Here is a 12956-nt window from a genome sequence, read left to right as displayed (position 1 = left end):
TAGATGCCTTCTTTTTGCATTAAAAATTTATATAAATGGGAGGTATAGATGAAGCCTTTAGCAGATAGATTACGTCCAAAAAAAATAGAAGACATGATAGGTCAATCACATATAATAGGAGAAGGAAAAGTATTGAATAAAATCATAAAAAACAAATCAATACCTAATATGATATTATATGGTCCACCAGGAACAGGAAAAACAACATTAGCTAATATAATTGCAAATGCAACAGGAAAGAAATACGTAAAATTAAATGCTGTGAACTGTGGAGTTAAAGAAATAAAAGAAGTTATAGAGTCAGCTAAGCAAGATTTATTTTCTTTTAATGGGATTATACTAATGCTAGATGAGATACAAGCTATGAATAAAAAACAACAACAAGCGTTATTGGAAGTCATAGAAGATGGATCTGTCACATTAATAGCAAGTACAGCGGATAATCCATACTTTGTCATATACAAGGCTATACTAAGCCGAAGCTCTATATTTGAATTTAAGACAATAGATAAAAATGATATTTACAAAGGTCTTAAAAGAGCTGTTAAAAAACTACCTGAATTTTATACATATGATTATATAAATATAGAAGATGAGGCACTAAAAGCAATAGCAGAAACTTGCAATGGAGATATGAGAACAGCTTTAAATAAATTAGAGCTGGCATTTAACTTAGGCATAGATATTGCAGCAAATTCTGTTTATATAACTTTAGATACGGTGTTAGAATCTTCGAATACTAAAATATTAAGTTTTGATAGAGGCGGGGATGATGGATACTCAATACTATCAGCATTTCATAAATCTCTAAGAGGATCAGATGCAGATGCAGCTATACATTACCTAGCAAGGCTTGTTAAAGCTGAAGATATGCAAGGAATAACTAGAAGACTTCTATGTGTTGCTAGTGAAGATGTTGGATTAGCTGTACCTCAAGCTATAACAATAACTGAAGCATGTGTATCATCTGCATTACAATTAGGATTTCCAGAAGCTAGAATTCCTCTTGCTCAAGCAACAGTTTATTTAGCTCAGTGCCCAAAATCAAATTCAGTAGTAACGGCAATAGATTTAGCCTTAGAAGATCTAGACAATATAGAGACTGGGGATATTCCACTCCATCTTAAAGATGCTCATTACTCTGGTGCTAAAGACTTAGGTAGAGGAGTAGATTATAAATATCCACACGATTATCCTAATAATTATGTGAAGCAACAATATCTTCCAGAATCTATAAAAAATAAAAAATATTATACTCATGGAAATAATAAAAATGAATTAGCGTTTAAACATTTTTGGGATAATTTAAAAAAATAGACTATAATTAGTATTAGAGAAATAAATTAATATTATATATAGTTATTTAAGTTTGTATCAGGGGGAAGTGCTATGATTATAAAACTTGACTCTTCCTATCATAATAAGGTTATAAAATATTTAGAAAAAGAGGAAGAGTTTAATTTGTTAACAATAGGGGATATTGAAAGGTATGGTTATGATAATTATTTTTTAAACATATGGGCAGGAATAAATATAAAAGGTGATATAGAAGGCGTCCTTGTTAAATGTTTTGAATTTATCATATTTTATGCTTATGACCAATTTAATGTAGATGAATTTGCAGATCTAATAAGTAATATGGAATTTACAGAAATTAGTGGTAAATCCAATGTTGTAGATTTGTTAGCATATAAATTAAATATAGTTAGACGCAGAAAAGTGAAGTTTTGCAAATTAGAAAGTAAAGAATTATTCAAATATGATGATTTAAATATAAAGGTAAAGAAAATGAGATTTATACATCTAAACAAGGTAGCAAAGCTTTATGAAGCTATAGAAGAATTTGAAAATACTACAGTAGAAAATTTAAGGAATGGGTTAAAAACAGGACGAGGTTATTTTATAGAACAAGATAAGCATATAGTAGCAATGGCAAAAAGTACATCTGAAAATAAAAACTATGCAATGATAGTTGGAGTTGGCACACATCCAAAATATAGAAATAGAGGTTTGGCAACTAAATGTATAGTTAAAATATGTTCAGAGCTTTTAGATGAAAATAAAATACCTTGTTTATTCTATGACAATGAGAAAGCAGGAGAAATATACCATAAGTTAGGATTTGAAAATATAGGTGATTGGAGTATATATCAAAGGAATCATAATCAAGTATAAAGATGAAACTAGAGAGTATATGTTATTTAAAATTTAATTGAAATATAAACATTAGAATGTATATAATATTTACGTACTAGTGACTAATAAAATTAACAGAGGGGGGACTATAAGTGTACAATATAGGGATTGATGTAGGAGGAACGAGCATTAAAGCTGGTTTAGTTGAAGATGGAATTATAACTGTAAAAGCAAGTAAAGATGTTGATAAAAGTATGGGTTTTTATGGTGTAGTTCGAGATATTGAATATGTGGTAAATGAGATATTAAGAGAAAAAGGTATGACTATAGAGGAAGTAAGAACAATTGGAATAGGAATACCTGGTGTTGTAAATAAGGATGGCCATGTAAGTTGTGTTAACTTAGGACTTAAGAATGACCCTTTAGAAATGAAATTAAAGGAAATATTTTCTAACGTAAAAATAGTAGTGGAAAATGATGCAAATGTAGCTGCATTTGCTGAATATAAATATGGAAGTATGAGAGGGTATGATGTAGGTGTTATGATAACTCTAGGAACTGGAGTTGGTGGAGGTATAATAATAAATGGAAAACCTTTCTCAGGAGCTCATGGAATTGGATCTGAATTAGGACACATAATATTAGATTCAAACTATTATGATTGTAATTGTGGTAATAATGGATGTTTTGAAACCTTTTGTTCAGCTACTGCTATTATAAAATATGCACAAAAACTAATTGGAGAAGGTAAGAAATCTACTATTTTACAATTTGCCCAAAATAACATAGAAAATATAACTGCTAAAATGGTGTTTGATGCTTATAAAGAAAATGATGAAGTAGCTATATCTGTTGTCAAAAGATTCAAAGAGTATTTAATAAGAGGAATTGTAAGTATAGTTCATTTTATAGATCCAGAAATAATATCAATTGGTGGTGGAGTTTCAAATGCTAATGAAATTATTTTAGACGGGTTAGAAGAAGAATTAAATAAAAGAGTTATATATAATGGAAATGGAATTGCTAAAATTGTTATAGCTCATTTTAAAAATGATGCAGGTATATTGGGGGCATCTGCATTATAAAGGATAAATCAAAAACTAGTAAATACTTAAAATAAGTTATTTACTAGTTTTTAAATTCATACAAATTTACTATGTTTTAAATCTTGACAAATTTACTAGGTTATAATACAATAATTTTAAAGATAATTCCTACTGAAATAGTATGATTTAGATTTCAGTATAGAAGGTGATTAAATATGAAACTATCGACTAAGGGTAGATACGGGTTAAAGGCAATGTTTGAATTATCTATAAATCAAAGCCAAGGTCCGGTACCGCTTAAAGTAATAGCTAATAACCAACACATTTCTGAGCAATATTTGGAACAGATTTTTTCGAAATTAAAAAAATCTGGCATAATAAAAAGTGTAAGAGGTGCACAAGGTGGGTATCTATTAGCTAAGGATGCAAAGGATATAAGCGTTGGAGATATATTAGTAGTACTAGAAGGTCCTGTATCTTTATCTGAATGTGTACTAGATGAAGATGTTTGCGAAAATTCAGGGACTTGTGTAACAAAAATAGTTTGGGAAAAATTAAAAAAGGGTATAGAAGATGTTATATATTCGATTACCCTACAAGATATGATTAATGATTACAATAAAAATAGATTATTAGATAATGATATAACGAATTTAATATCAAAAAGATAGGGAGTGTAAGAAAATGGAAAAAAGAAGAATATATATGGATTATTCTGCAACTACTCCAGTTAAGAAGGAAGTAGTAGAAGCTATGATGCCTTATTTAACTGATTACTTTGGAAATGCATCAAGCTTCCATTCATTTGGGAGAGAAGCTAAAGAAGCTTTAGATAAAGCAAGAGCTCAAGTGGCATCATTAATAAATGCTAATCCAAATGAGATATACTTCACAGCTGGTGGAACTGAAAGTGATAACTGGGCTATAGAAGGAGTTGCTTTTGCAAATAGAAATAAAGGAAATCATATAATAACATCTAAAATAGAACATCATGGAGTATTACATCCATGTGAATATTTAGAAAAACATCATGGTTTTGAAGTAACTTATCTAGATGTAGACTCTGAAGGTAGAGTAGATTTAGAACAATTAAAAAACTCTATAAAAGATACAACTACATTAATAACTATAATGTTTGCTAATAATGAAATAGGAACAATACAACCTGTAAAAGAAATAGCTGAAATAGCAAAAGAACATAATATAGTTTTCCATACAGATGCTGTTCAAGCTGCAGGAAATATTAATATAGATGTAAAAGAATTAGGTGTAGACTTAATGAGTATGTCTTCTCATAAAATATATGGACCTAAAGGAATTGGTGCTTTATATATAAAAAGAGGAACTAAACTTCATGCATTTGTACATGGTGGAGCTCAAGAAAGAAAAAGAAGAGCTGGTACAGAAAATATACCAGCAATAGTTGGATATGGTAAAGCAGCAGAGTTAGCAAAAGAAAATATGGACAAACATATAGAAACATTAACTAAGTTAAGAACTAAGTTAATAGATGGAGTATTAGAAAGAATACCTCATACAAGAGTAAATGGAAGTTTGACTGACAGATTACCAGGTAACGTAAACTTTGGATTTGAATTTATAGAAGGTGAAGGAATACTATTATTATTAGATATGTTAGGAATTGGTGCATCAAGTGGTTCGGCATGTACTTCAGGTTCTTTAGATCCATCGCATGTTCTTATGGCAATAGGATTACCACATGAAATAGCTCATGGATCACTTAGACTTTCAATTGGAGATTTTACAACAGAAGAGGATATAGATTATATAATAGAAAACTTACCAAAGGTTATAGAGAGATTAAGAAGTATGTCACCTCTTTATGAATCATATGTAAGAGAACAACAATTAGCAAAATAATGAATTAAACGGAGAATTTAGGAGGATAGAATTATGCAATATAGTGAAAAAGTTATGGATCACTTCATGAACCCAAGAAATGTTGGACAAATAGAAGATGCAAGTGGTATTGGAGAAGTAGGAAATGCTAAATGTGGAGATATAATGAGAATATATCTTGATATAGATGAAAATCAAATAATACAAGATGTTAAGTTCATGACATTTGGTTGTGGATCAGCTATAGCTAGTTCATCAATGGCAACAGAAATGGTTAAAGGTAAAAGTATACATGAAGCTTTAGAAGTAACTAATAAAGCCGTTGCAGAAGCTTTAGATGGTTTACCACCAGTAAAAATGCACTGTTCAGTACTAGCTGAGCAAGCTATAAAGGCTGCATTAATAGACTATGCTAAGAAACATAATATACACATACCAGAATTAGATGGCGTTGTAATAGATGATGATCATGATCACCACCATGATATAGAAGAAGATGAAGAGTAATATATATTTTATATAATAAGTTATACTTAGGAATTTGGGCTGGAATATAATATACCTGTCATACAGCGAAAAAATGCTGTAAATGACATTTATATTTATATTGCCAGCCTTTCGATTTGGTAGAACATAAATTATATCTAAGTGTTTTTTATGAGAATAAAATTATAAAAAACATGAAAGAAGTTTATACTTTTAAAAATCGTATAAAGTAGATATAATATAGAGAATGAGGTGATTTTTATGAGCAAAAAGAAGGTAATGATAGGTATGAGTGGTGGAGTTGATAGTTCTGTTGCTGCATATTTATTAAAAGAACAAGGCTATGATGTAATAGGTGTAACTATGAAACTATGGCAAGATGATGAAGATGATGACTTAATTGAAAATGAAGGTGGATGTTGTTCTTTAGCTGCAGTTGAGGATGCTAGACATGTAGCACAGAAAATAGGTATACCTTTTTATGTATTAAATTTTAGAGAAGTATTTAAAGAGAAGGTAATAGATTATTTTATAGATGAGTATTTAGAAGGAAGAACGCCAAATCCTTGTATAGCTTGTAATAAACATATAAAATTTGATGATTTTTATAAAAGGGCGCTACAAATAGGATGTGACTATGTTGCAACTGGTCATTATGCAAAGATAGAAAAAGATGAAAATACAGGAAGATACTTGCTTAAAAAGTCTGTAACGGATAAGAAAGACCAAACTTATGCATTATATAATATGACTCAAGATCAGCTTGAGCATACGTTACTTCCAATCGGAAATTATGAAAAAGATAGAGTAAGAGAGATAGCTAAGGAATTAGGACTTGATGTTCACAATAAACCAGATAGCCAAGAAATATGTTTTGTAAAAGATAATGACTATGCTGGCTATGTAAAAAAACATGCAAACAAAAGAATAGAAGAAGGATTCTTTGTAGATACTAAGGGTAATGTTTTAGGTAAACATAAAGGTATAGTAAACTATACTATAGGTCAAAGAAAAGGGCTTGGAATCGCCTTTGGAAAGCCTATGTTTGTAGTTGACATAGATCCAGTTAAAAATACAGTAGTTCTTGGATCTAATGATGATATATTTAAAAAAGAACTTATAGCTAAGGATGTAAATCTAATAAGTATTGATAAAATAACAGAACCAATAAGAGTACAAGCTAAGGTTAGATATTCAGCAAAGCCTTCATGGGCTACTGTTTATAATAATGGTGATGGGACTATAAGAATGGTATTTGATGAAGCACAAAGAGCAATTACTAAAGGTCAATCAGTAGTTATGTATGATGGTGATATAGTTGTTGGCGGAGCTATAATAATGAAAAGTTTATAAAAGTAAAATATATATTGATTAATTTTGTAAAATTTAGTAAGATAACTATATATAAAGCTAAAATTAAAAAATAATTAAAAACACTGAAAAGAAGTAGTAAATTATTTGATGTCTTACAGAGAGAGGGAAGTGGTGGAAGCCCTTAGAATAGAGTAATTGAAGCAGTCTTGGAGTTACAGCTTGGAAAGAAAGTATAAGCTGTCGGTAGTTCCGTTATAACTAAGGTTTTCCGAAGATATCATACAAAAGTTATGATAATTAGGGTGGTACCGCGAAATAATCTCGCCCCTATAGTTTATATAGGCGCGAGTTTTTTATTTTATATAAAAATATAAGCAGATGATAATTAACAGGAGGAAATTAATATGCAAAAAATGGGATTAAATGAAATAAGAAGTAAATTTCTAAACTTCTTTGAATCTAAAGGACACTATGCTGCGAAGAGTGCTTCTTTAGTACCACATAATGATAAAAGTTTATTACTTATAAACTCAGGGATGGCTCCTTTAAAAAATTACTTTGCAGGAGTTGAAGTTCCACCAAGTAAGAGAATGACTACTTGTCAAAAGTGTATAAGAACTGGTGATATAGAAAATGTAGGTAAAACTGCTAGACATGGTACATTCTTTGAAATGTTAGGTAACTTTTCATTTGGAGATTATTTTAAAAGAGAATCTATAAGATGGGGATGGGAGTTCGTAACAGAACATTTAAATATACCAGAAGATAGATTATGGGTAACAGTATACGAAAAAGATGATGATGCTTTTGATATATGGTCAAAACAAATGAACTTCCCAACAGAAAGAATAGTTAGGCTAGGAAAAGATGATAACTTCTGGGAAATAGGTACAGGACCATGTGGACCTTGTTCAGAAATATACTTTGATAGAGGAGAAGAATTTGGATGTGATAATCCAGATTGTAAGCCAGGATGTGACTGTGATAGATACTTAGAATTCTGGAACCATGTTTTCACTCAATTTGATAGAGATGAAGAAGGTAATTATGGTCAACTTGAGCATAAAAATATAGATACAGGTATGGGCCTTGAAAGAATGGCTTGTATAATGCAAAATGTTGATAATATATTTGAAGTAGATACAATAAGACAAATAATAAGTGCAATAGAGAAAGTTGCTAATGTAGAATATGGAAAAGATGCTAAAAAAGATGTTTCTGTAAGAATAATAACAGATCACATAAGAGCTGTAAGCTTTTTAGTTGCTGATGGTGTATTACCATCAAATGAAGGAAGAGGATATGTTCTTAGAAGATTATTAAGAAGAGCTGCTCGTCATGGAAAATTATTAGGAATAAAAGAAAACTTCTTATATAACTTAGTAGATGAAGTTATTAAAGTAAGTGGAGAAGCTTATCCAGAATTAGTAGAAAAAGAAAATTACATAAAGAAAGTAATTAGAATAGAAGAAGAAAAATTTAATGAAACTATAGATCAAGGTAGTGAAATATTAGCTTCATATATAGAAGAATTAAAGAAGAATAATGAAAAAACTTTAAGTGGAGAAAATGCATTTAAATTATACGATACTTATGGTTTCCCAATAGATTTAACTAAAGAAATATTAGAAGAAGTTGGTCTTGATTTAGATGAAGATGCTTTCAATGATGAAATGAATAAGCAAAGAGAAAGAGCTAGAAGCGCAAGAGGAAATATGGAAGGTGAAAGTTGGAAGGAAGATCCATTATCTAAATTAGATGAATCTGCATCAAGTTCTTTTGAAGGATATAATAACTTAAGCTTAGTAGGAAAAGTTAATGCTATAGTTATGAATGATGAAATAGTGGAATCTGCTAAAGAAGGAGATAAAATAGCAATAGTATTAGATCAAACTACTTTCTATCCAGAAGGTGGTGGACAAGCAGGAGACTGCGGAATACTTTCTAATGATAATGTAGTTATAGAAGTAGTTGATACAAGAAAAGGCGCTAATAATACTATAAAGCATATAGGATTTGTTAAATCTGGAGAAATAAAAGTAAATGATGAATTAAATACTTTAGTAAATAAAGAAGTTAGAATGGCAAGTGCAAGAAATCATACTGCTACTCACCTATTACACAAAGTATTAAAAGAAGTATTAGGAGAACATGTTAACCAAGCTGGATCTTTAGTTAATTCAGAAAGATTAAGATTCGACGTTACTCACTTTGAAGCTATATCAAAAGATGAGCTAAAATTAATAGAAGAAAAAGTAAATGATGCAATATTTGACTCTTTAGAAATAAATTGTGAAAATATGGGTATAAATGAAGCAAAAGAAAAAGGAGCTACAGCACTATTTGGCGAAAAGTATGGTAATGAAGTAAGAGTTGTTTCTATGGGAGATTTTTCTATAGAACTTTGTGGAGGTACTCACTTAAAAAATACTTCTCAAGTAGGAATGTTCAAGATATTATCTGAAGGTGGAGTTGCTGCTGGAGTTAGAAGAATAGAAGCTATCACAGGAAAAGCTGTTTATGAATACTTAAAAGAAAAAGATAGAGTAATAAATGATGTTTGTATAAGTATAAAGGCAAAAGAAGATAATTTAACTCAAAGAGCATCTCAATTAGTAGATGAAAACAAAGCTTTATCAAAAGAGTTACACGATCTTAAAGCGAAAATGAGTTTACAATCAGCTGACTCTATTTTAGATTCTAAAGTAGAAATAAATGGAGTGAATTTAGTAACTGCTAAATTTGAAGATATGGATATGAATACATTAAGAGAAACGGCAGATAGCCTAAGAGATAAATTAGGTTCAGGAGTTGTTGTAATGGCAAACGTAGCAGATAATAAAATTAATTTTATCGTAACTGCGACTAAAGATGTATTAGAAAAAGGAATACATTCAGGTAATATAGTTAGAGAAGTTGCACAAATAGCTGGCGGAAAAGGTGGAGGAAGACCTAATATGGCCCAAGCTGGAGCAAGTGATGTAAGTAAAGTAGAAGAAGCTTTAAATTATGCTTGTGAGGTAATAAAATCTCAAGTAAAATAAATTTACTAATTAAGGGGGATTTACTTTGGAAAATAATCTAGACTATACTATGAAATTTGAAGGTATATCAGAAGATAAAATGAGTATCGGGGATACGATAGATTTTGTATATAAAGCATTAATTGAGAAAGGATATGACCCTATAAATCAAATTATAGGGTACATACTTTCTGGTGATTCAAGCTATATAACTAGCCATAAAAATGCAAGATCAATAATAAAGAAATTCGAAAGAGATGAAATATTAGAAGAGGTAATTTCTTATTATTTAAAAAGAAAGTAGGTCAACTTCATGAAAAAAAAGGTTGCATCATTGTTAATGGCTATTATGATATTGGTATCTTGTATACCGAGTAATAGTTTTGCACAAGAAGATAAAAAGGTAATATTCATTAATATGGATAGAACTAATTTAGAAAATATGATGAAAATGCCTTTCTTAAAAGAAAAGCTTAGCAAAGAAGGCTACATAGGTCTTATGAACATAAAGGGTGACAGAGGGACCGATGATAAAAGGTCTTATGCCACTATTGGAGCTGGTCGTAGAGCTAATGTAGCTAATGATGAATATATAAACTTTGCACAAAGAACAGATGAAAATGCTAAAGTATATGAATCTGCAGTTGGAGAGAAGGCAAAAGCTATTAATGACTTGACAATAAACATGTCATTAAGTGCTAATAAAACTGGAGAATATGGAGCTGTATTAGGTTCTTTAGGACAAACTCTATCAGAGAATAATATTAAAACTGCAGTGTTAGGGAATGCTGATATAATAGTTGGAGATTCAATAACAAAAAATAGAAATATAGCATTAATAGCTATGGATAACTATGGTAGAATTCCAGCTGGTAATATTGAGGATATAAATATAGAAGATTCTTCCATGCCGTTTGGTATGAGAACAGACTATGATAAGCTATTAAATGAAACTAAAAAATACTATAATGAAAGTGATGCTATATTTATAGAACTAGGAGATACATATAGATTAGACAAATATAAGAAAAATCTAAACTCTAATACTTATGATAAAATGAGAGATTCTATATATAGCAATATAAACAATTATATTGAATCAGTGTTTAAGTTAGTTGATGAAAATGATGTTGTTTATATAACAAGTACCTTCCCTAGTGACTTTGATTACAAAAATAAAAGACGATTATCTCCAGTAGTTAAATTTTCTAAAGAATATAATGGAAAAGGTATATTAGTTTCAGCAACAACTAGAAGAGATGGTATTATAGCAAATTTAGACCTAGGTGTAGACATATTAAATGAATATGGATTAAGTAATGAGCACATGGTTGGAAGAGTGATTAATAAAATCGAAAAAGATGATAATATAGATTATTTATCACATGAATTTGATAAAATAGTTTCTATATCTAAGGTAAGAGCTAATATAGTAAATACTTTTGTAATTATTATAGCAGCATCGTGGATAATAGGTATGCTAGCTGTATTTGCAAGAAAAAAAATACCATATAAGAAGAAAGTATTTGCTATAATAAAAGAATTTATAAAGTTAGGTATAATAATGCCACTAGCATTTTTAGTAGCTCCTATGGTTAACTATAGAACTGAATTTGGTATAGGAAGTTCTATAATTATAACGACGATAGTTTTATATATAATTGGAAGAATATTATTTAAAGATGATATAAAAAACATGGGATTCTTTTCCTTAATAACAATAATTTTAATAGCTATAGATTCTATATTTGGAACATACTTAATGCAAAATAATATAATGAGTTATGATGCTATGATTGGTGCAAGATATTATGGTATAGGTAATGAATATGAAGGCATAACAATAGCCAGTGCAGTATTTGGGTTTGCAGTATTATTACAGTATAAAAAAATACCTAAGTGGTTAACTATTATATCTTTATTTGTAATACTTATTACTAGTGCTTATCCATCGATGGGTGCAAATGTAGGTGGAGCTATATCAGAAATTGTTGCATATCTATTATTTATAATGCTTATATTTGATGTTAAATTAGACCTAAAAAAAGTTGTAATACTAGGTTTATCTGCAGTAGGTATAGTTTCTATATTTGCTGTTTTAGATTTAGTAACAGGAAGTCAATCTCATTTGGGTGGGTTTGTAAGCCAAATACTAGTAGAAGGACCAAGTGTTATAATTAATACTTTTGGAAGAAAAATACAAATGAACTTAAAGTTAGCTCAGACGAGTATATGGGTTAATATACTTTTAGCAGGAATTGTCATAATAGGTGTACTTATATTTAGACCATCAGAACATTTTAAAAGAATAGCTAAGAAATATCCAGTGGTATTTAAGGGCTTTATAGCATCTATGGTAGGTTGTGTAGTTACGCTTTTAGTTAATGACTCAGGTATTGTTGCAGCATCTACAGCTTCTATATACATTTTAATACCAATAATTATTATGAGTATAAATATGATTATATTTGAAGATGATAAATAGTAAAAATCGGGTTTGAGTAATCAGCCCGATTTTTGTTTAAGTAACTTAGTTTGCAAAATACATATTTATGACATAAAATAATGTATGAATGAATTATAAATAGGAAAAATAATAAAGTTAAATAAGGAGACAAGAAATGCTAGACGGAAGAATAATGGGATTAGACATAGGTGATAAAACTATAGGTGTAGCTACTAGTGATCTAATGGGACTTACTGCTCAGGGTGTAAAAACTATAAGAAGAGTAGGCAAGAAAAAAGATATAGAAGAATTAAAGGCAATAATAAAAGAAAAACAGGTTAATAAAATAGTATCAGGATTGCCTAAAAATATGAATGGAACTTTAGGTCCTCAAGGAGAGAAAGTTATAAAATTTTGTGAATTGATAAAAGAAGAAACAGGACTTGAAATTGAATTTTGGGATGAAAGATTATCTACAGTTGCAGCAGAGAGATCATTAATAGAAGGTGATGTTAGTAGACAAAAAAGAAAGAAAGTAATAGATATGTTGGCTGCAGTAATAATATTACAAGGATATTTAGATTCAAAAAGATTTTAAGAAAATGTCTATAAATTTATAAATATATGATATATAATATAACTAAC

The 12956-nt window shown here is 29.6% G+C and carries 11 protein-coding genes and 1 other annotated feature; all 11 genes read left to right on the top strand.

Features of this window, described 5'->3' with window-relative positions:
• Positions 1 to 48: 48 nt before the first annotated feature.
• The 11 genes from HF520_RS09275 (at position 49) to ruvX (ending at position 12909) form a co-directional block, all read left to right on the top strand.
• The gene (locus tag HF520_RS09275; RefSeq protein ID WP_168573756.1) at positions 49 to 1317 is read left to right on the top strand and encodes a replication-associated recombination protein A; all 1269 of its coding nucleotides are present in this window, start codon (positions 49 to 51) and stop codon (positions 1315 to 1317) included.
• Between the two features lie 72 nt (positions 1318 to 1389).
• A complete protein-coding gene (locus HF520_RS09270) occupies positions 1390 to 2175 on the top strand; it encodes a GNAT family N-acetyltransferase (protein WP_168573755.1) in 786 nt (261 codons plus the stop codon).
• A 113-nt stretch (positions 2176 to 2288) separates the two neighbouring features.
• Positions 2289 to 3221 carry an ROK family protein gene (locus tag HF520_RS09265; protein WP_168573754.1) on the top strand — a complete coding sequence of 311 codons (933 nt, stop codon included), beginning with the start codon at positions 2289 to 2291 and terminating at the stop codon, positions 3219 to 3221.
• A gap of 176 nt (positions 3222 to 3397) precedes the next feature.
• Positions 3398 to 3853: an RrF2 family transcriptional regulator gene (locus HF520_RS09260; RefSeq protein ID WP_168573753.1), complete on the top strand. Its 456-nt coding sequence runs from the start codon at positions 3398 to 3400 to the stop codon at positions 3851 to 3853.
• A gap of 13 nt (positions 3854 to 3866) precedes the next feature.
• Complete coding sequence (gene nifS / locus HF520_RS09255; protein WP_168573752.1) at positions 3867 to 5063, top strand: cysteine desulfurase NifS; 1197 nt, start codon at positions 3867 to 3869, stop codon at positions 5061 to 5063.
• A gap of 33 nt (positions 5064 to 5096) precedes the next feature.
• On the top strand, positions 5097 to 5549 hold the full coding sequence (gene nifU, locus HF520_RS09250; RefSeq protein ID WP_168573751.1) for a Fe-S cluster assembly scaffold protein NifU: 453 nt from the start codon (positions 5097 to 5099) through the stop codon (positions 5547 to 5549).
• A gap of 240 nt (positions 5550 to 5789) precedes the next feature.
• Complete coding sequence (gene mnmA / locus HF520_RS09245; protein ID WP_243155137.1) at positions 5790 to 6881, top strand: tRNA 2-thiouridine(34) synthase MnmA; 1092 nt, start codon at positions 5790 to 5792, stop codon at positions 6879 to 6881.
• Positions 6882 to 6955: 74 nt separating this feature from the next.
• Positions 6956 to 7174 (top strand) — a binding site (T-box leader).
• A 72-nt stretch (positions 7175 to 7246) separates the two neighbouring features.
• Positions 7247 to 9886 carry an alanine--tRNA ligase gene (alaS, locus tag HF520_RS09240; protein WP_168573750.1) on the top strand — a complete coding sequence of 880 codons (2640 nt, stop codon included), beginning with the start codon at positions 7247 to 7249 and terminating at the stop codon, positions 9884 to 9886.
• Between the two features lie 25 nt (positions 9887 to 9911).
• The gene (locus HF520_RS09235; protein WP_168573749.1) at positions 9912 to 10169 is read left to right on the top strand and encodes an IreB family regulatory phosphoprotein; all 258 of its coding nucleotides are present in this window, start codon (positions 9912 to 9914) and stop codon (positions 10167 to 10169) included.
• Between the two features lie 9 nt (positions 10170 to 10178).
• A complete protein-coding gene (locus HF520_RS09230; RefSeq protein WP_168573748.1) occupies positions 10179 to 12350 on the top strand; it encodes an alkaline phosphatase family protein in 2172 nt (723 codons plus the stop codon).
• Between the two features lie 136 nt (positions 12351 to 12486).
• Entirely contained in the window at positions 12487 to 12909 is a 423-nt protein-coding gene (gene ruvX / locus HF520_RS09225) for a Holliday junction resolvase RuvX (RefSeq protein WP_168573747.1), read from the top strand.
• The last annotated feature ends 47 nt before the right edge of the window (positions 12910 to 12956 follow it).

Origin of the sequence: Romboutsia sp. CE17 (assembly GCF_012317385.1) — a bacterium.
Classification (GTDB): Bacteria; Bacillota; Clostridia; order Peptostreptococcales; family Peptostreptococcaceae; genus Romboutsia_E.
This window is presented reverse-complemented; position numbering and strand designations above follow the sequence as displayed.

Bases quoted from the DNA above. Each gene is read 5' to 3' on its own strand.
- HF520_RS09275 (WP_168573756.1), top strand. From the start codon at position 49: ATGAAGCCTTTAGCAGATAGATTACGTCCAAAAAAAATAGAAGACATG.
- alaS (WP_168573750.1), top strand. From the start codon at position 7,247: ATGCAAAAAATGGGATTAAATGAAATAAGAAGTAAATTTCTAAACTTC.
- mnmA (WP_243155137.1), top strand. From the start codon at position 5,790: ATGAGCAAAAAGAAGGTAATGATAGGTATGAGTGGTGGAGTTGATAGT.
- nifU (WP_168573751.1), top strand. From the start codon at position 5,097: ATGCAATATAGTGAAAAAGTTATGGATCACTTCATGAACCCAAGAAAT.
- HF520_RS09270 (WP_168573755.1), top strand. From the start codon at position 1,390: ATGATTATAAAACTTGACTCTTCCTATCATAATAAGGTTATAAAATAT.
- ruvX (WP_168573747.1), top strand. From the start codon at position 12,487: ATGCTAGACGGAAGAATAATGGGATTAGACATAGGTGATAAAACTATA.
- nifS (WP_168573752.1), top strand. From the start codon at position 3,867: ATGGAAAAAAGAAGAATATATATGGATTATTCTGCAACTACTCCAGTT.
- HF520_RS09260 (WP_168573753.1), top strand. From the start codon at position 3,398: ATGAAACTATCGACTAAGGGTAGATACGGGTTAAAGGCAATGTTTGAA.
- HF520_RS09230 (WP_168573748.1), top strand. From the start codon at position 10,179: ATGAAAAAAAAGGTTGCATCATTGTTAATGGCTATTATGATATTGGTA.